Annotated in this window: 22 protein-coding genes; 2 read left to right on the top strand and 20 right to left on the bottom strand. The window is 32.5% G+C overall.

The window, feature by feature from the left end; translation table 11 throughout:
- Positions 1–126: 126 nt before the first annotated feature.
- The 10 genes from ACREWB_RS03620 to ACREWB_RS03575 form a co-directional block, all read right to left on the bottom strand.
- Positions 127–1827, bottom strand: a complete 1701-nt coding sequence (locus tag ACREWB_RS03620; protein WP_431546122.1) for an FAD-dependent oxidoreductase — start codon at positions 1825–1827, stop codon at positions 127–129.
- A 130-nt stretch (positions 1828–1957) separates the two neighbouring features.
- Positions 1958–2773 carry an ABC transporter ATP-binding protein gene (locus ACREWB_RS03615; RefSeq protein WP_431546121.1) on the bottom strand — a complete coding sequence of 272 codons (816 nt, stop codon included), beginning with the start codon at positions 2771–2773 and terminating at the stop codon, positions 1958–1960.
- A 22-nt stretch (positions 2774–2795) separates the two neighbouring features.
- The gene (locus ACREWB_RS03610) at positions 2796–3821 is read right to left on the bottom strand and encodes a taurine ABC transporter substrate-binding protein (RefSeq protein ID WP_431546120.1); all 1026 of its coding nucleotides are present in this window, start codon (positions 3819–3821) and stop codon (positions 2796–2798) included.
- A 25-nt stretch (positions 3822–3846) separates the two neighbouring features.
- Entirely contained in the window at positions 3847–4623 is a 777-nt protein-coding gene (locus ACREWB_RS03605) for an ABC transporter permease subunit (protein WP_431546119.1), read from the bottom strand.
- Positions 4624–4860: 237 nt separating this feature from the next.
- Entirely contained in the window at positions 4861–5307 is a 447-nt protein-coding gene (locus ACREWB_RS03600) for a hypothetical protein (protein ID WP_431546118.1), read from the bottom strand.
- A 503-nt stretch (positions 5308–5810) separates the two neighbouring features.
- A complete protein-coding gene (locus ACREWB_RS03595) occupies positions 5811–6557 on the bottom strand; it encodes a LytR/AlgR family response regulator transcription factor (RefSeq protein ID WP_431546117.1) in 747 nt (248 codons plus the stop codon).
- 6 nt (positions 6558–6563) lie between these two features.
- Complete coding sequence (locus ACREWB_RS03590) at positions 6564–6707, bottom strand: hypothetical protein (RefSeq protein ID WP_431546116.1); 144 nt, start codon at positions 6705–6707, stop codon at positions 6564–6566.
- Positions 6708–6712: 5 nt separating this feature from the next.
- Positions 6713–7705 carry a flotillin-like protein FloA gene (gene floA, locus ACREWB_RS03585; RefSeq protein WP_431546115.1) on the bottom strand — a complete coding sequence of 331 codons (993 nt, stop codon included), beginning with the start codon at positions 7703–7705 and terminating at the stop codon, positions 6713–6715.
- 33 nt (positions 7706–7738) lie between these two features.
- Positions 7739–8239, bottom strand: a complete 501-nt coding sequence (locus tag ACREWB_RS03580) for an NfeD family protein (protein ID WP_431546114.1) — start codon at positions 8237–8239, stop codon at positions 7739–7741.
- A gap of 132 nt (positions 8240–8371) precedes the next feature.
- Positions 8372–9232, bottom strand: a complete 861-nt coding sequence (locus ACREWB_RS03575) for a sensor histidine kinase (RefSeq protein WP_431546113.1) — start codon at positions 9230–9232, stop codon at positions 8372–8374.
- Positions 9233–9371: 139 nt separating this feature from the next.
- Between ACREWB_RS03575 and ACREWB_RS03570 the strand changes: the two genes are divergently transcribed.
- Positions 9372–9692: a DUF1540 domain-containing protein gene (locus ACREWB_RS03570; RefSeq protein ID WP_431546112.1), complete on the top strand. Its 321-nt coding sequence runs from the start codon at positions 9372–9374 to the stop codon at positions 9690–9692.
- 67 nt (positions 9693–9759) lie between these two features.
- Here ACREWB_RS03570 and ACREWB_RS03565 read toward each other — a convergent pair whose 3' ends face one another.
- The 6 genes from ACREWB_RS03565 to ACREWB_RS03540 form a co-directional block, all read right to left on the bottom strand.
- Positions 9760–10305 carry an NADH peroxidase gene (locus tag ACREWB_RS03565; protein ID WP_431546111.1) on the bottom strand — a complete coding sequence of 182 codons (546 nt, stop codon included), beginning with the start codon at positions 10303–10305 and terminating at the stop codon, positions 9760–9762.
- 114 nt (positions 10306–10419) lie between these two features.
- Entirely contained in the window at positions 10420–11100 is a 681-nt protein-coding gene (locus ACREWB_RS03560; protein ID WP_431546110.1) for a pseudouridine synthase, read from the bottom strand.
- A gap of 146 nt (positions 11101–11246) precedes the next feature.
- Positions 11247–12254 carry an isocitrate/isopropylmalate dehydrogenase family protein gene (locus tag ACREWB_RS03555; protein WP_431546109.1) on the bottom strand — a complete coding sequence of 336 codons (1008 nt, stop codon included), beginning with the start codon at positions 12252–12254 and terminating at the stop codon, positions 11247–11249.
- Positions 12255–12258: 4 nt separating this feature from the next.
- Positions 12259–14193, bottom strand: coding sequence for an aconitate hydratase (locus ACREWB_RS03550; protein WP_431546108.1), 1935 nt, complete (start codon positions 14191–14193; stop codon positions 12259–12261).
- 35 nt (positions 14194–14228) lie between these two features.
- Complete coding sequence (locus tag ACREWB_RS03545; protein ID WP_431546107.1) at positions 14229–15629, bottom strand: hydroxymethylglutaryl-CoA lyase-like TIM-barrel protein; 1401 nt, start codon at positions 15627–15629, stop codon at positions 14229–14231.
- 225 nt (positions 15630–15854) lie between these two features.
- Positions 15855–16922, bottom strand: coding sequence for a mannose-1-phosphate guanylyltransferase (locus tag ACREWB_RS03540; protein ID WP_431546106.1), 1068 nt, complete (start codon positions 16920–16922; stop codon positions 15855–15857).
- Between the two features lie 196 nt (positions 16923–17118).
- Here ACREWB_RS03540 and ACREWB_RS03535 point away from each other — a divergent pair, with 196 nt between their 5' ends.
- Entirely contained in the window at positions 17119–17322 is a 204-nt protein-coding gene (locus tag ACREWB_RS03535; RefSeq protein ID WP_431546105.1) for a hypothetical protein, read from the top strand.
- Positions 17323–17390: 68 nt separating this feature from the next.
- Here the strand turns inward: ACREWB_RS03535 and ACREWB_RS03530 are convergent, their stop codons facing one another.
- The 4 genes from ACREWB_RS03530 to ileS all read right to left on the bottom strand — a co-directional run bounded on the left by ACREWB_RS03530 (position 17391) and on the right by ileS (position 26332).
- Positions 17391–17765, bottom strand: a complete 375-nt coding sequence (locus ACREWB_RS03530) for a HipA N-terminal domain-containing protein (protein ID WP_431546104.1) — start codon at positions 17763–17765, stop codon at positions 17391–17393.
- Between the two features lie 158 nt (positions 17766–17923).
- A complete protein-coding gene (locus ACREWB_RS03525; RefSeq protein ID WP_431546103.1) occupies positions 17924–22000 on the bottom strand; it encodes a PDDEXK-like endonuclease domain-containing protein in 4077 nt (1358 codons plus the stop codon).
- Positions 22001–22090: 90 nt separating this feature from the next.
- The gene (locus ACREWB_RS03520) at positions 22091–23089 is read right to left on the bottom strand and encodes a LacI family DNA-binding transcriptional regulator (protein ID WP_431546102.1); all 999 of its coding nucleotides are present in this window, start codon (positions 23087–23089) and stop codon (positions 22091–22093) included.
- A gap of 141 nt (positions 23090–23230) precedes the next feature.
- On the bottom strand, positions 23231–26332 hold the full coding sequence (gene ileS / locus ACREWB_RS03515; protein WP_431546101.1) for an isoleucine--tRNA ligase: 3102 nt from the start codon (positions 26330–26332) through the stop codon (positions 23231–23233).
- Positions 26333–26339: the final 7 nt, after the last annotated feature.

Below are 26339 nucleotides of genomic sequence, written 5' to 3'. Positions count from 1 at the left end.
CCCGTTGTATTCTTCATATCTCATTTCCTTTCTTTATTTATTTTCACTAAACTTTTATGTGAATCCAGCTATATTAAATCATCTCCTAAGGAGCTGCAAACAGCCAGATTCACACAAAATTATATATTATAGGAAGTTGTAATCAGTAACTATTTTTTCTCGCCTCATTGTTTCATCATTAAATGATTCATAGAAGGATATTCCCATAAATCCACCAGCAACATTATAAAGATTCGTGTATCCTAAATTTTGAAGTGCCATTATTGCATTGTAACTTCTTTGTGCACTTCTGCAATGTAGGTATACTGGTACATCTTTTGGTATTTCATTTACCCTTTTTCTTATTTCACTAAGCGGTATATTAACTGCCCCAATTATGTGGCTTAATTCATACTCATCCACTTCTCTTACATCTATTATGCAGGCTCCACTTTCAACTAAACCTCTTACATCCTTTTCAAATACTTGTTTAAACTCACCATGTAATAAGTTAGTAGCGACATAACCAGCAAAGTTAACTACATCTTTAGCAGTTCCAAACGGTGGTGCATAGCATAATTCTAAATCTCTTAAATCATCTACTGTTGCTCCAAATTTAATAGCTGTAGCAACTACATCCATTCTCTTATCAACATTTCCTCTTCCAATAGCTTGAGCACCTAATACTTTCCCTGTTGGAATTTCGAAAAGAAGCTTAAAGTGTAATGGCTCACAGTTTGGCATTATACCAACTTTATCTCCTGGAATTACTTTAGCTATTTCATAATTAATGTCTAATTTAAAAGCCTCTATCATTTCCTCATTTAAGCCTACTGATGCTGCATTATAATCAAAACATTTAACTACTGATGATCCAATATAACCAGTATTTCTTACAATTCTACCATGTATATGGTCAGCAACTTGTCTTGCCTCTTTTTGAGCAGGACCTGCTAGTGATAACTTGATTTGCTTTCCAGCTAAGGCATGATATACTTCAATGGCATCCCCAACTGCATATATATTCCTATCATTTGTTCTGTAGTTTTGATCTACTTTAATAGCTCCTGTTTGTCCAAGTTCAAGGCCAGCCTTAACTGCAAGTGAAGTTTCTGGAAGTACACCAATTGCCATAACTACTGCTTGGGTCTCTATCTTTCTACCTGATTCTAAAACAACAATATCCTTTTCAAAAGCACTTACTTTATCTGATACGATTAAATTTACACCCTTATCTCGGATTTCTTTATGAAGAATCTGAGCCATATCGTAGTCAAATGGTTTCATGATATGATTCATTGCTTCAATTAGTGTTACATTATTTCCTGCCTCTCTTAAGTTTTCAGCAACTTCAACTCCTATGAAGCCTCCGCCTATTACTGATATATTCTGTATTCCCGTTTTCTTTACATATTTATTTAGCTTTTCTATATCCACAACATTTCTAACAGTAAATACCTTTACATTTTCAATTCCTTTGATAGGAGGAAGTATAGGCTTTGCACCTGGAGATAAAATTAGCTTGTCATAGTTTTCTGTATACTCTGTTCCAGTTAACGTATTTTTAACTCTTACTACCTTTTTATCTCTATCTATATCTATAACTTCACTATGAATCCTAGCTTCTATATTGTATTGTGCTAAAAATTTATCTGGATGCATAAGCACTAGACTATCCGCTTCTTCTACTGTCCCACTTAAGTGATATGGTAAACAACAGTTTGAGAAAGATACATTAGAATCTCTTTCAAACATTATTATTTGATCTTCTTCGCTGAGTCTTCTGAGCCTTGCTGCTGTTGATGCCCCACCTGCAACGCCGCCTACAATTAAATACTTTTTACTCATGTTAACCCCTCCATACAATATTATGTTTTTGTTAAATTTATACCAAACTATGTGTTAATTATAATACAATCTTATATGTTTCTGTAATAGCAATCTGTTATACAGCATAAGAGATTGCTATATATGAAATTTATGAGAACTTTAACTCTTCATTTTGGCTATTTATAATATCTAAAATTTCCTCTCTTATCTTAATATATTTAGATGTATATATTACATTTTTTTGATTTATATCTGTATTTTGATAAGTAAAATCTGTATTATATTCTTTAAGGATTCTACCTGGGCTACCTGACATTACAATAATTCTTGTAGCAAGTGCTAATGCTTCATCAACATCGTGGGTAATGAGAAAAACTGTATTTTTTGTTTTAATCCAAATTTTTCTTATTAGTGTCTGCATATTTCGTCTTGTTAAAGCGTCTAATGATCCAAATGGTTCATCCATTAAAATCATTCTAGGCTTATTTACTAAAACCCTTGCAAGCGAAACTCTTTGCTTCATACCACCAGAAAGTTCATAGGTTTTATGCTTCTGTGCACCCTTAAGACCAACAAGTTCTATATATTTATTAGTTAATTCCACAATTTCGTTTTTTGGTAATTTTCTCATTTTAAGACCAAAAGCAACATTATCCTCAACATTTAACCAAGGATATAAGACAGGGCTTTGAAAAACAACACCTTTATGCCAATCAGGTCCAGTAATAGGTTCATTGTCCATTTTAACTTCCCCTTCTGAGGGTTTAAGAAATCCTGCCAGAATTTTGAGCAAGGTACTTTTACCACAACCTGATGGACCAAGTATACATATAAATTCTCCTTCAGCAATGTCTATATTTATATCTTTTAGAGCAACAACTTCACCTTTTTCACCAGAATATCTTAAATTTATATCTTTTAATGTTACAACATAATCTTCTTTATATTTCAGTATTTCATTCATGAAAATTCCCCATTTCTACATATTACTTTAAAGCATTTTCTATATATGATGGATTTACTGCATCTTCAAAAGTAGATAACTTAGGTACAGACATAAGACTCTTTTGTTTGTATAGGAAATCTGCTGTATCTTTTAATGAACTCACTAAATTACCCTTTTTATCACTAGTTCCAAAATAAGCAGGATCTAATTGCTGCTTTGCTGTAAGCCAAATAGAACCTTTCGTCTGTTTTAATGCTTCCTCTTGCGAAATTTCTAAAGCATTTGAAATTGTTTTAACTGCCTCAACTTGATTTTCATTATAAAGTTTAACAGCTTTATTTACAGCCTTTATATACTTTGCTACAATGTCTGGATACTTTTCACCAAATTCTCGTCTAACAACCTCTACATTAGATGTAACAACACCGATTGAAGCCATATCCTTACTTGATATTATAGTTTTACCATCCTTTAAAAGGTTAGAGAGTGTAGGTTCCCATGCATAAGCTGCATCAATGTCTCCTCTTTGCCACGCTACATATACTTCAGGCATTTGCATATCTAGTAGTGTTATATCTTTTTCAGAAATACCATTTAACTCTAAAGCTTTTAACAAGCTATAATGTGTTGTAGTCGCAAATGGAGTAGCAATTTTCTTCCCTACAATGTCTTTAATAGAATTAATATTCGAACCATTTTTAGCTACTAGTCTCTCTGCATCACCTAAGAGTTCATGTATCCAAATCACTTCTACATCAATACCGCTTGCAATTCCGAGCGTTGCAGAAGATGATCCAAGCAAGGCGAAATCAATGTCTTTAGAAACAAGGGCATTTCTTATATCTCCTGCATTAAATTCAACAATATTAACTTTCACTCCAAGTTCTTCTTCAAAAAAACCTTTTGCTATAGCAATTTTCTCATCATTAGGCATTTGTTGAGTACCTATATTCACCACCTCAGGTGCACCTGAGGAAGTCGTATCTTTTGAAGTTCCACATCCTACAAATAATGTTGCTACTATTGTTGTCATTATAGCATTTGATAATATCTTTTTAAGTTTCATAATTATCACTCCCCATTAGATCTTTTTATTCTTTACCTTTCCACGGAATAACCTTGTGCTCAATAAATTGTATACTTTTATCTAATAATATACCTGTTATACCCATTATAATAATTCCTAAAAAAATAATATCACTTCTTAAATAACGACTTGCATCTAATACCATCCAGCCTATTCCAGAGCTCGCTGCCACCATCTCAGCCGATACCAAAGTAGTATAACCAACACCTAATGCCGTTCTAAGTCCTATAAATATATCAGGTAAACATGCTGGGAATATTACATAGATAAATATTTGTAGCTTACTTGCACCTACACTGCATGCACTATTTATATATTCTTCTTTTATTTTCATAACGGCTGATACGCAAGAAATATATATTGGTGCAAAACAAGCTAATAATAAAAGTACAATTTTAGACCCATTTTCAATCCCAAGCCATAAGACTAAAAGTGTGTAATAAGCAAGTGGTGGAAGTGGACGATAAAATTCTATGACAGGTTCTAAAATCGCTCTAATCTTGGAATTATATCCACTTGCAAGTCCTAGTGGTACTGCAAGAACCACCGCTGCAAAAAAAGCAATAAGAAGTCTTTGCATACTTGCTCCTAAATGATGTAACAATGTATAGTTCTTGTATCCATTTTGCAAAATATCAATTAAAGCAGTCCATACCGATTGTGGAGATGGTACTAATTTGGGATCAACCCACCCGAGTGTCGTTATTACAACCCATATGGCTAAAATAACAAATATTGTACCAATGGTTAACATTCTTTCAGTTGTATTTTTTTTACTCACGATTGTACCGCCTTTCAATTAACCACTATCATAAAAAGTAAATTTATTTTGTTAATTTTATATCAATTCTATATTAATTATAATACAATATTAGATATTTTTGTAATAAGCATGTGTTATGCAGCATAACATATTGTTATATACTACTTTAAGTATTAGCAATATTTGATGAATTTAAGCTTTAAATTAATAAAAGCAGTATAGAAGATATCTTCTATACTGCTTTTATTATACTTATTATTCTTCTATTTCTTCACTTGGCTTAATAAATTCTAATTCAACCTTTTTATTTTCAAGATTAACTTTTCTATTGTCTAAGGTATTAAGATTTATAGGATGAGCAATCATGTCTTCTGGAGTACTCATTATAAACGTATTTAAATAAATTTTCCCATTTGGAGTATTCGCTACAGCATAAGGTTCTGTGTGTTTCTTAAACAAAACCCATGTATAAGTATCGTTAATTACTCTACTGATATCTTCTTTATCAATTATTGTTCTTGCTTTCTCTTTGCCATATCTATCTCTTAATATTACAGCAACAGAATTTTCATCTAATTCTTCATAATCATTAACTGTATTTTGGTTGTATACTTCTAGGTTACATTTTCTATTGTCTAAAGTATCTCCATTGATATGTCTTACAGGTGATTTTGGATGAACGTCTAATATAAATGATTGCAAACTTTGCTTTCTTCTATATTTCTTTTCTTCGATATAATAACTACCTAAATTTTGCGCTAAGAAATTATTAAAATCTTTATTCCACTCTGCAAACCAACGACCCTTTTCTAATATCTTTTGTAAATCCTCTGTATCTATTTTACAATCAATTGTAGTACCATCTTTCTTAACTAATTTTAAATAAGTAACTTCTTCTATTGTTTGATATTTATTAGATTTTACTTCTACTTTAGGAGTTTCTTTTTTAGTGATTTCTGTTTTGTTTTCATTTCCGTTTTTTATGATAGGACACCTCTTTCTTCTATTTAGGCATCTTCAAAAAAAATAACCAGTCAGCATACTAGCCTATTTTTTCTTATGCCTTATAAGGGATTTTAAATAATGTATAATTCAATATTTCCCTAATTTTTTTACTAACAACTCAATTTTCTCTAGAACACACATGTTTATTTTACTACATTATTTTAATTATACCACATTTTGCAGCTTAAAGCACTAAATTTTTACTGTAAACTAAATATTTCTTTTAAGACCTCATACCTCTCGTGGGTAAGAAGAGCATCTTTATCTGTGTTTTTTAGTTTTACCACATAAGTCCATCTACCATAAGGATAAATTTTAGAAATCATAGAAAGATTTATAATATAAGATTTGTGACTTCGAAAAAATTGATTCTTATCTAGTTTTTCTTCTAATTCACTTAACGATTCAGATGTAATATACCTATTATCTACTGTATAAATAACGGTATTTCTATCTTCTCTTTGAACAATAACTATATCCTTTGTATCTACAAAACTTATACCTTCTTTATTTTTAATTAGTATCTTATCTAGCCCTTTTTCATATCGGATTATTTTATGCATTACCTCCTGATTTTCCTCTATATTTAGTGTTTTAATCCGATTTAGTGTTTGATAAATCCGATCTAGTTTAAAAGGTTTTACAAGATAATCAAAAGCATAAAGCTGAAAAGCATCTGTCATATAGGTAGCATGTGCAGTAGCAAAAACTATTATTGTTTTGGGGTTTACATCTATTATTCGTTTTGCACACTCAATTCCATTTAATTTGGGCATTTCCACATCTAAAAATACAATATCCGGCCATGACTCTTCAACAAAGGAGAGAACAGCCTCCCCATCTGCTGCCTCTCCTATAAGTTTAAATCCTTCTATTTTTTCAATGGCTTTTCTAAGAACCATCCTCATTCCTTGCTCATCATCCCCTATTAACACTTTAAATTCCAACAGATATCACCGCTTCCTTCGCATCGACTTTGGTTTTCCAAATATCTCTGAATACACAATTGCTTGCACAATGTTTTTTTCATTAAAATCTAGATCTAAATACGGCAATTCTTTTTTTTCTTCCTCTTTCTTAACTTCAAGTTTAAACATAGCATCTACTCCTTGGTATTTTTAGAATCAGTACTCATACTATCTTTCTTTTTATTATTACTGGCATTAGATATGGATTCTCTCATACTTGTATCCGCCATTACATTTTTCATATCATAATAATCTAAAACACCCATCTTACCTTCTCTTAATGCCGCAGCTATTGCTCTTGGAATTTCTGCTTCTGCTTCCACTACCGCCGCTCTCATCTCCTGCTCTCTCGCTACTGCCATAGCCCTTCTTTCTTCAGCTTTTGCCTGGGCAATGTTTTTATCAGCTTGGGCTTGAAGTGTCTGAAGCTGTGCACCAATATTTCTTCCAACATCTATGTCTGCAATATCGATAGATAATATTTCATAAGCAGTACCCGCATCTAATCCTTTTGCAAGAACTGTTTTAGATATGGCATCTGGATTTGCTAAAACTTCCTTGTGAGAGTTTGCGGTACCTACTGTAGATACTATACCTTCTGCAACCCTAGCAAGTACCGTCGCCTCTCCCGCTCCACCTATTAATCTATTTAAATTAGCTCTTACGGTTACTCTTGCCTTTGTTAAAAGCTCAATTCCATCTTTTGCAACTCCAGAAATATTTGGTGTTTCAATAACTCTTGGTGTTACGCTCATTTTTACTGCTTCCAATACATCTCTACCTGCAAGATCTATGGCTGCTGCCCTTTCAAAAGGCAAATCGAAATTTGCTCTATGGGATGCAATGAGTGCATTTACTACTCCCGACACATTCCCTCCCGCTAAATAGTGAGCTTCTAATTGGTTTACGCTTACTTGTATTCCAGCCTTTGTTGCTTTTATTAGTGGCAACACAATTTTTTTAGGTGAAACCCTTCTAAGCCTCATACCTATTAGTGTAGAAAAACTAATTTTCACATCTGCAGCCAGTGCTGAAATCCATAATCCAATTGGAACTAAACTTAAAAACATAGCTAATAAACATGCTATAACTCCCATAACAATAACTAAAGCAATTGTAGTATCCATAATGTTACCCCCATCTATTTATTGTAATATAGTTTAAGCGATTACCCTTACGACAATCCTTGGCCCTTCCACTTTTATAATTTTTATAAACGTATTCTCAGATATAAATTTCCCTTCTGATACTACGTCCATTTTTATCCCATTGAACTCTGCAATCCCTGCTGGTCTTAAAATTGTTAGTGAAATACCTTCTTGTCCTACAAAGTACTGCAAATCCTCTGCTCCTATATATCCATCTTCCTTTTCTTGAGTTTCATATAAAATTAGAGTTTTTGAGAGACGTCCCTTTGTTACAGATCTTAAAACAATATTTAGCATTACTCCCAGTATTGCAATTATAATGCCTAGTAGTATTAATACCTCAAATACACTATTAGCCGTGAGTATTACACCTGCAACAAGAAATATTATTCCTGTAATTCCAGGCACACCAAACCCCGGATGAAACATTTCTACTATCACAAATATAAACCCCAATGCAAAACACAATATAGCAAGTCCGCTCATATTCCATAAAAGACTTGTTAATTCCATACCACCACCCCCTTAAAATTATGTGTTTCCCTTATGACAATACAATACACCCACTATATTCCAAAATAAATAGATTTCTTCTAAAAAATACATATTCCTGTCTAAAATGTCATGTTCAAAGCATTATATTCTTTATCTCGGAATCCATCCTTCGAAAATAGTAGCCTCGTTATTACTAAATATATCAATATCCCCATCATATTTTTGAAGGATATCTTTTACAATAGATAACCCCATCCCTTCACCATGTTCACCTTTTGTAGTAACTCCGGTGTCAAATACTCTATTAATAAGTCCTTCACTAATCCTAGGGCCATTATTTTCAATCCTAAATCCATAGGTTTTTAAATTCTCAAATAGTTCAATTTTAATAATCCTATTTTCACTTTTCTCTCCAAGTGCATAAACGGCATTATCAATAATATTTCCAAGTACCCTACAAAACTCCCAAGCTGGTACTGATAATCCTTCAAGTGCAGAGGTTATTGATATTTCTGTTTTAATTCCTCTTTTTTCTCCATAAAGTATTTTAGCTTGAAGAAGTGCATTCACAGCAGGGTTTGATGTTTTTAAGACCTTGTTTATTTTTTGAATATCTTTAAACACATTTTCAATATATTCTGTAGCTTCAGAGTTTTCATTCATTTCCATTAGACTATATACAACCTGTAAATGATTCATAAAATCATGCCTTTGACCCCTAAGTGTTTTATATAAATCTTCTAACTGACCTAAAGTATCTTTTAACATACTGTATTCATTGTTATGTTTATTTAAAGAATTAATATCTTTAACAACAAAAAAGGTATTAATAACACCAATAATTATTAATCCACATATAATTAATTCACCAATATAAAAGCTTTCTTCAAAGTTCATAAAATTTCCACTTAAATAATTATATAATATCACGCCAAAAATAGTTATAATCTGAATTATATTCAAAGCAATTACTGTAGTTATAGTCTTATTTACATTTAATTTATTCTCCATATATTATTAGTGCCCCCTATATTTTACACCTTTTATTTTACCAAATAATTCAACATAATGGAATGTTTTTTAATAATTATAAATATTTTCTTCCCATTTTGGTTAAACTTCTTATTAGATATATTAAGGAGGAGATACCATGTCAAAAATCAAATGTAGTGTTTCTAATTGCTCACATAACGATGAAAATATATGTTTTGCTAACGTAATAAATGTTGGTGGAAAAAGTGCTAAAAAAGACTGTGACACTTGTTGCGGTTCTTTTTTAGATTCTGTGATTTATGATAGTCTTACAAATAACATTAATGAAAAGGGCCATGAGTGTAGCGCTATTAGCTGTAATGTAGGTACTTGTACCTACAACTGTAATAGTATGTGTAATGCTGAGTCTATAGACGTCAGCGGCGAAAATGTTGCTCTTTACACTCAAACTGATTGTTTGACTTTTAAAATCAAATAAACCGATTACTTTACAAAAAAAATAAAAGGTTCCTTAGTATAGTTACTAAGAAACCTTTTGCATTTATTTATTTATCAAAATATCTTTCTAAAAGTCCTTTAAAGGCCCTTCCATGTCGTGCCTCATCTTTGCACATTTCGTGAACTGTATCATGAATAGCATCAAGATTTTTCTCTTTTGCAAGAGCTGCAAGTTTTTTCTTTCCTGCACAAGCTCCATACTCAGCTTCAACTCTCGCCTTTAAATTTTCTTTAGTATTAGGTTTTACAACTTCCCCTAAAAGCTCCGCAAACTTAGATGCATGATCTGCCTCTTCATAAGCAATTCTTTTATATACATCCCCAATCTCTGGAAGCCCTTCTCTGTATGCCTGTCTACCCATTGCAAGATACATACCCACCTCTGTGCATTCTGCTATAAAGTTTGATCTTAGGTCCTTTACAATCTCACTATCAACATCCTTTGCCACACCAATTATATGTTCATCTGCCCATACCAAGTCATCCTTTATCTCGTTGAATTTACTCTTATCAGCCTTGCAAATTGGGCATATATCTGGTGGCTGCTCTCCTTCATGGATATACCCACATATACTACAAACAAATCTTTTCATTATAATCCTCCTATGTATACTACTCTTTTTAACTATAGTATTTTCCTTTTTCATGTATTTTAGTCAAGGATTATAACAATTAAATTTAATAATATCTAGGATCAGCTTATACCATCATCTATTCCATAGCTCTAACACTTCAGCCTCTGTGAGGTTACGCCATGTGCCAACACCTATTCCCTGGATTTTTATATTAATAATTCGAATCCGCTGGAGTCTCACAACTGTATATCCAAAAACTTTACTCATTCTACGAATTTGCTTATTTAGTCCTTGCGTTAAAATAATACGAAAAGTATCCGCGTCTACTCTACTAACTTTACAAGGCCTTGTATTACCACTGACGATTTGCACACCTTCAGACATTCCTTTTATAAAAAGGTCATTAAAAGGCTTATTTACAGTTACTATATATTCTTTCTCGTGTTCATGCTCCGATTCTAAAATTTTATTTGCTAGTTCTCCATCATTTGTCATTAGTATTAACCCTTCAGATGCTTTATCAAGTCTACCAACAGGAAAAATATAGTCCGGATAATTCATAAAATCAATTATATTGCTTTCCACGCTCTTTGCTGCAGTACAAGTAATTCCTACAGGTTTATTTAGTGCAATATATATTTTATCTTTAAGTGGAATAGGCACATTATCTATAAGTACAATATCAACCTCTTCCACCCATTGACCAGGTATGCAAAGGTGTCCATTTACAATTATTCTATTTTCCTCAATAAGTCTATTGGCATCTGTTCTGGAACATATACCGTGGTTGCTAAGAAGTTTATTAATTCTCATTTAAAATTATATCCTTTCGCTTGATCATGCAAAGCACTCTACTATATTTATTTCATTATACCAAATACATGTTGATTTTAGTCTTAGATATAAAAATAACTCATAAGCAATGTGCCCATGAGTCATTTATTAGTGATCATTAAATTTTAAAGTTTCATCATTTCATTAATAACGGCTTCAGCAAACTCCCTTGTTCCCGTATTCCCACCTAAATCACAAGTTAAATATTTACCCTCTTTTAAAACAGCTTGCACCGCACTCTCTATTTTATCTGCTGCGCCATTTTCCCCTATATGTCTTAGCATCATCACACCTGACAGAATACACGCGGTTGGATTTGCTATATTTTTCCCAGCAATATCTGGAGCTGAGCCATGAGCTGGCTCAAAAACTGCACCTTCTTCTCCAATATTTGCACCTGGAACTAATCCAAGTCCCCCAATTAACCCAGCTGCCATATCTGATAGAATATCTCCATACAGGTTAGGCATTACGAGCACATCGTATTTTTCTGGATTCATAACAAGTTTCATGCTCATAGCATCGACTATAACATCTCCGAAGGCTATATCTTTATGCTTTGCTGCTATATTTCTTGCACATCTTAAAAATAATCCATCAGAAAGTTTCATAATATTTGCTTTATGAACAGCTATTACTTCACTTCTATTTTGCTCTTTTACTAATTTAAAAGCATATTCTACTATTCTATCACTAGCTTTTTTGCTTATTATCTTTATACTCTCAGCAATATCCTCTGTAACCATATGCTCTATTCCTGCGTATAAATCTTCACTGTTCTCCCTTACTATTATTAAATCTACGTCCTCATATCTTGATGGAACGCCTTCAAATGTTTTTATAGGTCTTATGTTAGCATAAAGATTTAATTCCTGCCTTAATGTAACATTAACACTTTTAAACCCAGTACCAACCGGTGTAGTTACAGGTCCTTTAAGTGCAACCTTGTTTTTTTTAATACTTTCTAAAACATAGGAAGGTATAGGAGTATTAAATTCCTCTATGACCTCTGCACCCATCCGTACTATTTCAAAGGCAATTTTAACGCCACTTTGTTCTATTACTTTAACAGCAGCCGCGGTTACTTCTGGTCCAATCCCATCCCCTGGTATTAGTGTAATAATATGTTCCATACTTCTATTCACCTGCCTTTTTCCTGTTTTTCATAAGATTTATTAATCCACCATTTATGAGCATATCTTTTTCTCTTTTAGTTACTTCAGGTAGTGTTATATACTCTACTCCTTTTGTTTTGTTAAATACAATAACAATACCTTTTTTAATTTGCTCTATAGCACCTTCAATTATTAATTCATCCATGAGGTCTATATCTTCATAATCATGAGCATTTTCAAATACTAAGGGTATTATAGCATTATTGATTAAATTAGCCTTATGAATTCTTGCAAAAGACTTGGCTATAACAGCCTTAATGCCTAAATAAAGTGGTGCCAGTGCAGCGTGTTCACGACTAGAACCTTGGCCATAATTAGCACCTGCTATTATAATCCCCCCACCCTGCTTTTTAGCCAATGCCGGAAAATTCTCATCACAAGGAGTTAAACAAAATTCTGATAAGTATGGAATATTAGACCTAAAGGGTAGAAGTTTTGCATTAGATGGCATTATATGATCCGTTGTAATGTTATCCTCTACTTTAATTAGCACCTTACCCATAACTGTCTCTTTTAATTTTTCAGCTATTGGAAATGGCTTTATATTAGGGCCTCTTTTTATTTCTATATCTTTACCATCCAAGGCTGGACTTATTATTAAATTATCATTGATGGTGAACTTTTCCGGCATAGAAACTTTCATTTCGCTACCTAATTTTCTCGGGTCTGTTATAAACCCTGTAAGTGCTGACGCAACTGCCACTTCAGGACTCACAATATAAACATTAGCTGACACTGTTCCAGATCTGCCTTTAAAGTTTCTATTAAAAGTTCTTAATGACACCGCTCCTGTTGAAGGTGATTGACCCATTCCTATACATGGACCACACGCACTTTCTAAAATCCTTGCACCAGCGTCAATCATATCAGAAAGTCCACCATTTTTAGAAAGCATGCTTAAAACCTGTTTTGAACCTGGTGAAATAGCAAGTGAAACCTCATCTGGAATAGTTTTTCCTTTAAGTACTTTTGATACTTTCATCATATCAACATAGGATGAATTAGTGCAGCTTCCTATTAACACTTGATCTACCTTTATACCTTTTAATGATGATACAGGCACTACCTTATCAGGACTATGAGGACAAGCAGCAAGAGGCTGAATTGTACATAAATCTATTTTAATTATCTCATCATATACGGCGCCCTCATCTGCTTTAATCTCTACATAATCATTCTCTCTATTCTGTGCTTTTAAAAATTCATAAGTTACTTCATCGCTAGGGAAAATTGAAGTAGTAGCTCCAAGCTCCGCACCCATGTTTGTAATAGTTGCTCTTTCTGGTACTGTTAGAGTTTTAACTCCATCACCAGCATATTCGAATACTTTATTAACTCCACCCTTAACTGTTAATCGTCTTAGTAACTCTAATATAATATCTTTTGCTGATACCCAAGGTTTAAGCTTACCTATTAATTCTACCTTAACAATTTTAGGCATTAATATATAATATTCTCCGCCGCCCATTGCTACCGCTACATCAAGGCCTCCCGCCCCTATGGCAAGCATTCCTATCCCTCCACCAGTTGGGGTATGACTATCCGAACCAAGTAATGTTTCTCCCGGAACTCCAAATCTTTCTAAATGAACTTGGTGACAAATACCATTACCAGGTTTAGAAAAAAATATACCATGTTTTTTCGCAACACTTTGTATATATAGATGGTCATCTGCATTTTCCGGTCCTGTTTGTAAAATATTATGGTCTATATATGCAACGGATTTTTTAGTTAAAACTTTATTAATTCCCATAGCCTCGAATTGAAGATATGCCATTGTACCCGTTGAATCTTGAGTTAGTGTTTGATCTATTCTAATTGCAATTTCGCTTTCAGAAATCATTTCACCTTTCACTAAATGAGTCTTAATTATCTTTTGAGCCGCAGTAAATTTCATAATGCCCCCTCCATTTCTTCATAAATAGTTTAATCTTAACAGGCTGCAGTATTTTGTATATTAATACTTAGTTCTGGAATACATTCCTTTGTAATCAATTCCAATTCTTCGTTTTTCATTACAGTACTTCTACCTGTCTGATACTCCTTATCCACCAACTCTTTTATAGTATTAATTCTTTCATCTTTTTTACCTATTTTGTCTGAACCCTTTAATCTAAAATAAGTATTAACCCAAGCCGCTATACCTGCGTGCCCTGAATGTTCATTGACAGCAACAACAATGGGCCTACCTAATATTTTTTCAGTATCAAAAATATTATATATTTCTTCATCTTTTAATATTCCATCCGCATGTATACCAGCCCTAGTAACATTAAATTCACTACCTACATATGGTGTTCTAGGTGGAATACTATATTTAAATTCACCTTCAAAGTATTGTCCGATTTCAGTTATAAGCTTAAGATTCATGTTTTTTACATTTCCCTTTATTTGACCATATTCTATAATCATAGCTTCCAAAGGGCAGTTACCTGTTCTCTCACCAATACCAAACAAGGTGGTATTTATAGCGCTGCAACCATGAAGCCAAGCTGTCGTAGCATTTGGCACTACAGTATAAAAATCATTATGTCCGTGCCACTCAAGATACTCCGAGGGAACCCCAGCATAAAATCTTAATCCATGTATGATATTTTGTACGCTTCTTGGTAGCTGCGTTCTTGAATAAGGTAATCCAAGTCCTAATGTATCACAAGCTCTAATTTTTATCTTTATACCAGATTTCTTAGAAAGTTCCATAAGCTTTTGTGAAAGTGGCACTACGAACCCAAAAAAATCAGCTCTGGTTATATCTTCAAGATGACATCTTGGAACTATTCCATTCTCTAACGCTTCTTCAACTAGTGAAAGATACAAATCCATAGCCTCTTGCCTTGTTTTATTCAATTTTTTATATATATGATAATCAGAACATGACATAAGAATTCCCGTTTCCTTAATACCCATCTCTTTTACAAGCTTAAGGTCTTCCTTATTAGCTCTTATCCAAGAAGTTACTTCAGGAAATTCATATCCCCTTTCCAAACACTTTCTAACAGCATTTCTATCTTTCTCAGTGTATAAAAAAAATTCTGTTTGTCTTATTATTCCGGAATTATTATCAAGTTTGTGTAAATAATCGAATATTTTAATCATTTGTTTCTCAGTATACGAATCCATAGCCTGCTGTCCATCTCTAAATGTAGTGTCAGTAATCCAAATATCTTCAGGTACAAACATTGGGATTTGTTCACTCCCAAAAACCATCTTTGGAATCTCTGAATATGGAAATATATCTTTAAATAACTCTGGCTGATTATCATGATCGGGCTGTAAATTATTTATCCCGATATTATGAGCATCAATATAGTTTAATATTTGTACCTTTTTCATTATTTACCTCCTATTATCTACCTATTATTATTTCCAACTAAAAATTACATTTGTACGATTAATGATTTATATATATATTAAAATTTCAATTTAGAGTTTATTATATAGCTTATTTAGAGTTTTGTAAAGATGTTCTGCAATTTTTTAATTTTAATCCTTCATATTAAATATTATTAAAACAAAAAAGTTCCATCACATTATATGCGATGGAATTTTTAATAAATACTATATATATTTTTCTGTTTGTTCATTTGTCTTAAGCTCATTTACCAAATGCTTAATCTCTTGATCTTTATTTTTGTCCATTACGAGTATTACATCCCCTGCATCAACAATTATAAGGTCCTTTACCCCAAACCCAATTATAAGTCTATCCTTTCCAAACACCGAGCAGTTTTCACTTTCTTCCATAAATGTATTACCCAAAACATTATTACCTCTAAAATCACTTAGAAACCTTGTAAGCGCTGCAAAAGTTCCTATGTCATCCCATACAAATTCACATTTTATAACAAAAGCCTTTCTAGTTTTTTGCATTACTCCAAAATCCACTGAAATTCCATCTATTTCATTGTACTGCTCTTTTATTACTTCACTTTCTTCTTCTGTACCAATAACCTGATATATAGTCATTAATCTCTTATACATCTTAGGTAAATACTTCTCCATCTCTCTAAGGAATACATCTGCTCTCCACACGAACATGCCACTATTCCAAAGAAAATTTCCTTTTATGAGCAAATCTTTTGCTACTTCAACGTTAGGTTTTTCTAAAAATCGTTCAACTTTGAATGTAGGTATTTCGCCATTTACCCTGTCTCCCATCTCTATATAACCATAACCAGTTTCTGGCCTCGCAGGCTGTACACCTATGGTAATTAGCCCTCTTTTTTTATTTGCAATTTCAACTGCTTGTAAAATAGTTTCTTTAAATTCCTTTTCATTTTCTATATAATGGTCAGAAGGTAGCACTATCATGGTGGCTTCCTTATCCTGTTTTAATAACTTTGCAGCAGATAGCCCTATACATGTAGCAGTTTCTTTGTTACTAGGCTCTACAAATATATTAGATTTACGAATTTCTGGCAGTTCATTACAAATCTTTTCAAAATAGTCTTCATTGGTAACCACATAAATATTCTCATTACTAACTAAACATTTTATTCTATCCACAGTGCTTCTCAAAAAGCTCTTATTATTAATAATGTTCAAAAACTGCTTAGGGTTTTGTGCACGAGATAGAGGGTAAAGTCTTGTTCCTTTTCCACCTGCTAATATTAGTACATATAGCAAAAAATACCACCCCAATTTATTACTCATTTCATTTTATGAGCCGTTAGTCCATGTTGTGAGAACAATTTTAAATATTAGTAGATTACATTTTTTTTTTGCATAATTTAGTAGGTTTTTATTCATTATATATAGTGAAAAAGGTTTTGTCTTCAACCATACTTTTTTAAAAATATATTATGAAAGGAATGATTAGACTATGTCACATAAAAATACCCCTTACCCTTTTGACGGAATACCCGATGAAGATTACTTTGGAGAACTGGATACCTTATCAAATAACATAGGACACTTTGAACATAATGATATTAACCCAACCAATAAAGAAATCGCCCCTAATGATAAAGCTGAGAGAAAACCTAAAGACACCTTTAGTGAATTTTCAATATTCCCTATGGATTAAATACCTAAATAAAAGTGTGTAAAATGAAATTATATATTTCCATTTTACACACTTTTATTTAGGTATATTTATTTTGAATCTAAAGTAACGCACTCTTCGTTAAAAGGCGATACAAATTCCAAACTATCTGTTGTGGTTTTGCCTCCACTTCTTTTTAGTAATTCAAATACATCGTATTCTTTAAGTTTATACTCCTTTAAAACATTGCTTGCCTCCCTCTTACAAGGAAGACGGTGTGAAAATGAATTAAATAATTCTTCTCTAAAATACTCTACATCTAATTTGGGGAACTGTGGTAAAGGAGAAAATCCATACTCCTGGGCTTTTCTTACACCCTCAGCATCATATTTAAAATAATATTTTTCTCCGATTCTACACAGTTCACCTACTTTAAAAGATTCCTTTTGTTCGTTTCTCCATATCAACCATATTGTATTCTCCACTGTGCTAGTCATCCCTCTCATCTATATTAAAATTACTATATTATTACTATATTATTATTATACTAACTATATAATAAATATCAACCCAAAAAAACTGCACAAGGGCAAGTTTTTTTGTATTTTCATGTAGTATTATAGAATTTTAACAAATATATTGTCTATTGAATTACATTCTTGTTTATTTTTTGTGTTAATCTTTCCATAACTTCACTTGGGTTTCTATAAAATTCACTGGCGCGTATTTTATAAAATTCCCATCCCATTCTTTCAAGACACATTTGCATTTCATACTGCTTTTTCCAATTGTAATCTTCATCCGATGGCATTCCAATACATTTTACTGCTATTTTTTTATATTGACCACTCTGCGCATCTAAACATAAATCTGTTTCTACAACAAAATCTATAGTGTATTTCCCTACTTTTACCTTTGGTGTAAGCGTAAATCCGCACTCTTTTATACTGCTCGCTATACGCTCTTCAAATTCATTCAACAGTAAATATTCATCGGATTTAATTTCTTCTCTTGGTTCATTTTCCTCTATACAATATTTAAGCAAGGAGTACCTAACACACTTATTATTAAGGTCTTCTAAGTCTACAGAGTGAAATAGCCACATTTGATTTCTTGCACGACTGGTAGCTACATTAAATCTTCTTATATCCGATCCCTTTGTTAGGGCCGTAAATTTAGCATTGTTTGCTATGACCATAGATAGGAACATTACGTCTCTCTCATCCCCTTGAAAGGAATAAGCATCCCCACATATAAGTCTTCTTTGTAGCATTTCCTCCATTCCAAGCTTTTCTACTAAGGAGGCTTGTATAAATTCGGATTGAGTGTCCCCTAAAAGTGATATAACTCCCATGGTCATTCCCTTATACCTATCATTACTACAGCACTCTAGTATCTTCTCTACGATACACGCTGCCTCACGTACGTTTAATGCCTTATTTTCATCCTTGTAGCCTTCTATAACTTTATATGGCACTATAAATTGTCCAACTTTCTCAGTAGCATGGATTCTTCTTAGTGGTATTATTTCATTAGAATAACATAATGCATTACTAAATCCAATTATCTCTGGCACACATCTAAAGTGTTCCTTTAATAATACCCTACTTGGAAACACCCTTAAAGCTGTATTATATAAGCTTGTTTTTAAATCAAACCACTGCGCATGTGGAATACCTTCTAAATACGTTTCTATCAAAGTTTCTACAACCACATGGTCTTTTCCAATAGCTTCGGGACTTATTTGCTTTTCATCGCCTACTATTATTGCTTTTTTAGCCCTCATTAATACTGTTATAGCTGATATGTCACTTTGGCTGCTTTCATCCACAATTACTACATCAAACAGATTATCTGTAAGCTTTAAATTTTCCATAACCCTATTAATCGGCATAATCCATACAGGAATAACGTCCTTACAATTCTCCATCTCTTTTTGTGCGATTTTTCTATACTTTACTGCCTGAGTTCCTGTACCTTTTCCTATCCTTTTTATGGCTTCCATCCAAGTAAATAAGCTTCTCTTCTGAACCTCAGTCGTACGTTCTATTTGGTTAAGCCAACTTTTTTTAGAAACAAGTTCTCTTATTATATATTTTTCTTTGATTTTTTTATGTGCTATATTTTTCTCTAATTCTTCTACATCCACTTGTTGCAATTCGCACAAGTAATCGTTCCATTTTTTCCATTGCCATGCTTTTTCCCAATTTGAATTTTGTAAATCTATCATGAGTGTTTGTTCACGCTTTATCATACCCTGGAATAATATAGGGCAACATCCTTCTATTCTTTTGCACAATTCAGTTAATTCTAAAGCCCTAGGCACTAACTGAGTTAGACTATCTATTTCCACATATGCAGCTCGAATATCACTTATATTTCTTATATTTATTGCGCTGTGCAATTTTCCGAGGCATCCTACGCTGCTTGTGCTTGTCTTTATTTCTTCTATTTCACTACTTAATTTATTATACTTATTTATACTGCGCAAACTCTCAAATCCATTTTTAAGATAAATATATGTTTCCTTTTGGTACCAAGATAGATTTTCAGTTAAATATTTATCTGGTAGAAAATTAATTATGTTATTCCTAAAGTTATTGTCCCATTCCATGATGATTTCAATATTTCTAATAGCTTTAGACATTTCCGTTATATAGTTTAAATTTGATTCATCTATAAACGCTCCACCATATTCTTTTACTGTATTGTTCCAAAGACTCTTAAGCTCTCTTTGTAATAGTTGCAATTTTATATATAAATCAACAACCACTATTTGTTCACTATTATTTATAAGCTCATAATCCACCCTGCATCCTTCAAATATATATTTAAGTTTTCCATGGAGAAGCTTAAACACTCCCCCTATTTTACCCTTTTCACTAATTGTTTTTGCTATAATATCAAAGTCATTTTTAAATATGTTTAAGTCAACATCCTCTGGCATTTCTAGTTTATGATTATATAATTCATTCTTAATTTCACCTATATTTTTTATATATTCATTACATTTAGAAGCCAACTTTTTCCAAGGCGCTTGCGCCTGGGTACTAGAATAATAATTTTTCATAACCTGATTTAGCCAGTTATCTTCAAATCCTTCTAGCGTTTCTATGGCATCATCTACAAACTTTAATAGCCTTCTGTTTCCGTAATTTATAGAACTTGTATTATTCCAATTTTTTATATTATCCTCATAAATATGTAACTCCTGTTCTAATTTAAATAATTCCGATATTCTATCACATAAATCATCTACATTAGGCAGAACTTCCCCGTACCTATCTATGTACCTTATTTCATCCATTTGATCTTTTGTAATCAGGTCAAGCAATGTAACTAACTTTTTAAACTCTTCAGTGCACAACGGATTTACCCTATTAAATTTCACCTTATCCACTATAAGGGGCTTAATTTCTTCATTATCTTTAACAAAGCTAGCCATTTGCATTAAAGTATATTTTTGACCCTCGTATTCTACCTTCTCATTTTCTCTATCTTCAATGTATTTTATATCTTTATATAAATTTTCTTGCACCTTTAAGCACTCACTGTGTTTATATTTTAATAGTTTAATTTCCTTTCGTAACTCCTTAGTATCCATAGATAAATTTTCTGTTATTTTCCTAACAGACTCGTCCAATTCTTCTAATGATTTTCTATCATTGCCTAGTATACTAATACATAGTGCCCTAACTTCTTCTGGTATTTTATCAGATAAAACTCTTAATGCTCTGTCTGTTTGACTTGTCACAAGTACCCTTTTCCCATGAGCCAAAAGGTGACATATTAGATTAGCTATAGAATGGCTTTTACCAGTACCTGGTGCCCCCTGTACAACTATACCAAAGTTTTCAGCCAGTTTCTTAGTTATTTCTATTTGTTCCTCATTTGCAGAAAGTGGAAATAGCACATCTTCGCCTACTTCCTTCCAATCACAAGTAGTTTGAATATCCTGTACTAGTTCTTCCTCAGAGACTAGTGCCTCTATAGTTTTAGGAATAGGAAATCCACTTCGTATTTGAGATAATACATCATTTAATTCCATATTCCAAAGTCTTGTATCTACCTTTCGAAGGATTATGCAAGGTGCAGTGTAAAATTGTATATTTGTATCAATTTTTAAATCAATCTGACAGCATAGCTCATTAATATATCGCTCCTCACTTGGAGATTTTAAAAGTGTAGCTATCTCTTCAAAAATTTCTGAAGCAGTTTCAATATTTCTAACATCCAAAGCCATGTCTTTTGCTTTATTCCTAAGTGTTAGTAAATTATCCAGGTTTACCTCTAGGTATTCATTTAAAAACTCAAGTTCCACATTAGTTTGATTATTATATGGATTTAGAGTAAATATTTTTTTAATTGGATCAAATTTTATTTCCATCTTAGTTGTAAAAATAGGGTGAACTATTTCTTTCCCTTCCTTTTGCCAAGTTAAAAGTCCATTCGCCCAAACTATCTCTAAATCCTCACTGTTTTTTTCTAATTGTAAATATGTTTTCTGAAACTCACTATATAACTTTTCTGCTCTATCATCTATGCTAAACCAGTAATCCTTATTTTCATCACTATTAAAAGTACACCCGCAAATATTTTGAAGTGTCTTTTGCCAATATACACTTTCATATTCATTAATATTTCTTATAGTCTTTTGGTTCATATTTTTAATACTTAATAAATATGAAAATATTTTTTCTACTTTATTATTTATATTCAAACCTTTACTACCTCCAACTTCTTAATTTAAAAGGGACGGACAATGTAAAAAGTCTTATTAAACCACACTCGGTTTTAACAAGACTTTTTATTATTTACAGGAATCTCTCTCCACTATTCTATAAGGTAATACAAAATGTTTCTCATCAACCGTTAAATTATTTATAGATTTTATAAGCATTCTCATACTTACAGAGCCCATGTCATACATTGGTTGTGCTACTGTTGTAAGTTTAGGATAAAATGTTGAAGCTGAATAAATATCGTCAAACCCCATGACATCTACATCGGAAGGTACATTAATTGATTTATCTCTTAATGCATTTATTACTCCCATAGCAATTTCATCACTAACACAGAATACTGCATCTACCTTTACGCCCTTATCTAATATAGCATTAATTCCTGCATATCCATCTCTAGCCTTAACTCCACCACAATAAACTAGCTCTTTATTAAAACTTATTCCCAGTTCCTGTAATCCTTTTTTATAACCTGAGTATCTTCTAGATTGTGCATTGATTTTTTCTGTAGTGGTTCCTATATATGCAATATTTTTGTTGCCCTTATTTGCTAAATATTTTACTGCATCTCTTGCCGCCATTACATTGTCAATTGAGACACTAGGGAATATACCATCAGTATCTGTAGTTTCTACAAGCACTATTGGCATTTCTAGTTCCTTAATTAAACTTACAACATTATTTTCTATGGAATTACTCATGTATATAACTCCATCTATCATTTTCTCTTTAAGTATTCTTAGAGCTTCCATTTCTTTTTCTACATCTAAATCTGCATTACATAGCATAATATTATAATTATAGATATTAGCTACATCCTCACAACCCCTAACTATTTCAGGATAAAATTGGTTGGATATATCCGGTATAATAATACCTATTGTGCTAGATTTTTGTGTTTTTAAGCTTCTCGCAACTATATTAGGTCTATATGATAATTTTTTTATAGCGTCTTTTACCTTTTTCTTAGTATCTTCATTTACAACATCTATGTTATTTAAAACTCTAGATACTGTTGCAATAGAAACTCCCGCTTCTCTTGCAACATCTTTTATTGAAGCAGCCATATCTCTCAACTCCTAGTATATTCTTATCTTACCATTATACTTATAAAAACAATTTTTTTCAAGTTAATTTTTTTTAACAATTTTTCATGTCAAAAAAGAAAGTATGTGACAAATACCACATACTTTCAGAAATGATTATAATTATATTCTTTCTAGATCTAATTCTAAATTTTCGCCATTTATCTTAACTTGCGCGTATTCTCTTGTAGCGTTGTATAAAACTTCTATTGCTAACGTATCACGTTTAATTTGATCTTCAAACTTTACAATTACATTTTGAAGCATTTCATTTCCAGATACGTAGATTCTAATCTTATCAGCAACTTCAAAACCACTTTCTTTTCTCATGTTTTGAATTTTACTTAAAATCTCACGTACGTTTCCTTCCTCTTTAAGTTCTTGCGTTATGTTGGTATCTAAAACCACTCCCATTTCGCCTTCTCCAGCAAATGCATAGCCTGAAAGTCCTTGCATTGTAACAAGTAACCTTTCACTATTTAGTTCTATTTCTGTTCCACTTACATTTATAGTAACTACATTACCTTTATTTATAGTTTGAGCAAGTTCCATTTGATTCATTGCCCCTATAGCTTTTCTAATACCAGGTATTAGCTTACCATATGGCTTACCTAGCACTGGTAGGTTTGGTTTTATTTCAAATTTAACATATTTAGAAAGATCAGCTCCTAGCTCTACTTCCTTAATGTTAAGTTCTTCTTTTACTATATCTCCATAATACTCTGGAAGAGTTCCTAGGCTAACTAGCATCTTTAAAAGAGGCTGTCTGTTCTTTATATTAGCAGCATTTCTGGCACTTCTTCCTAGTTTAACAGTCTTATATGCTTTATCCATTTCATCTTCTAATTCTTTGTCCACTTGGTCTTCATTACATTTAGGGAAAGAGCATAAATGAATACTTTCTGGTGCATTTTTGTCAAATGCCACTACTAGATTTTGATATAACTCTTCTGTTACAAATGGTATAAATGGAGCAGATATTTTAGCAAAAGTTACTATAACTCTATATAATGTCATATACGCACCAATTTTATCATCTGTAAGTGATTCTACCCAATATCTTGATCTATTACGTCTTACATACCAATTAGAAAGCTCATCAACAAAGGCTTCTAGCTCAAGTGCTCCTTGAGTTATTCTATAGTTTTCTAAATGGTCATCTATATTTTTAACTAATGAATTTAATTTTGACATCATCCATTTATCCATAATATTGTCAGATACAAAATTCTCATATTTAGTTGGGTCAAAATTATCTAACTCAGCATATAAAATGTAGAATGAATATACATTCCATAGAGTTCCTATGAATTTTCTTTGTGCATCAATAACTGCAGCCTCATAAAATCTTGAAGGAAGCCATGGCGCACTAGCAGTATAGAAATACCATCGTAGAGCATCTGCCCCTTGATTATCTAAAACTGTAAATGGGCTTAAAACATTTCCTGTGTGCTTAGACATCTTCAGTCCATCTTTATCCAATACGTGTCCTAAGACGATACAGTTTTCAAATGGATTTGTGTCAAATACAGTAGTTGATATTGCAAGTAATGTATAGAACCATCCTCTTGTTTGATCTACTGCCTCTGAAATAAACTGTGCTGGAAAGTTTGCTTCAAATAATTCTTTGTTTTCGAATGGATAGTGATGTTGTGCAAACGGCATTGATCCTGAGTCAAACCAACAGTCTATAACTTCTTCAACCCTAGTCATGGATTTTCCACATTTCGTACATTTTAAATGTACGTTATCTATAAATGGTTTATGAAGTTCTATTCCTTCTGGCACATCAATTCCCTTTTCATTAAGTTCTGCTATACTTCCTATCATTTCACGATGGCCACATTCACATTCCCAAATTGGAAGTGGAGTTCCCCAATATCTAGTTCTACTTATACTCCAATCTATAACGCCTTCAAGGAACTTACCCATTCTCCCTGTTCTTGTGTTGTCTGGCATCCAATTAATTTTATTGTTATTTTCTAATAGTTTGTCTCTTACTGAAGACATTCTTACAAACCAACTTTCTCTTGGATAATACAAAAGTGGTGTATCGCATCTCCAACAATGTGGATATGAATGTGTGAATTTCTCTGATTTATATAAAATATTATTTTCTTTTAAGTATTCTAATATCTTAGCATCAGCGTCTTTAACAAAAATACCCTTCCACGAAGTAACACAATCAATAAACTTACCCTCTACATCAACTAAATTAATAAGTGGTAAATTATTTTTTTGTCCAAGTAGATTATCATCTTCACCATAAGCTGGTGCTATATGAACAATACCTGTACCATCTGTTAATGTTACAAAGTCTCCATGCACTATATAAAACGCCTTTTCTTGTGGAGTATAGAACTTAAACATTTGCTCATATTCCACTCCTAAAAGCTCTTTACCTTTAAATTCGCGTACAACTTCATACTCTCCCTCAAGTTTACTAAGCAAGGCTTTTGAAAGTATTAAATTCTCACCATCGTGAATTACTTCCACATAATCATATTTTTGATTTACAGCAAGTGCTACGTTGCTTGGAAGAGTCCAAGGTGTTGTAGTCCAAACAAGTATATATTTTTCTTCATCTTTTACTTTGTATTTTACATAAGCTGAAGCTTCTTTTACATCCTTATATCCTTGAGCTACTTCATGAGAAGATAGTGAAGTTCCACATCTTGGGCAGTAAGGCATTATCTTGTGACCTTTGTATAATAAATTCTTATCCCACATTTGTTTTAATGCCCACCAAACTGATTCAATATAATCATTATGATACGTTACATATGGATTATCCATATCTATCCAGTACCCTACTCTCTCAGACATTTCTCTCCACATACTAACATAGCTAAAAACGCTGTCCTTACATTCTGTTACGAATTTTTCCACACCATAAGCTTCTATCCCAGGTTTGCCTGAAATTCCAAGTTTCTTTTCTATTTCAAGCTCTACAGGAAGCCCATGAGTATCCCAGCCTGCTTTTCTAGGAACTTTGTAACCCTTCATCACCTTATACCTAGGGATTATGTCCTTCATAACCCTTGTTAGAACGTGTCCTATATGTGGCTTTCCATTAGCTGTTGGTGGACCATCATAAAAAGTGAAGTTCTCTTCACCCTCATTTAAATCAAAATTCTTTTGGATAATATCTTTTTCTTTCCAAAGCTTAAGTATATCTTTTTCCATGTCCATAAAGCTTTTGGAAGAGTCATTTTTTTTATACATAATAAAA

Source organism: Clostridium sp. (assembly GCF_050717635.1).
Classification (GTDB): Bacteria; Bacillota; Clostridia; order Clostridiales; family Clostridiaceae; genus Clostridium_AD.
Note: the sequence above shows the minus strand (reverse complement) of the source record. Positions and strands in the feature narration are given on the sequence as shown.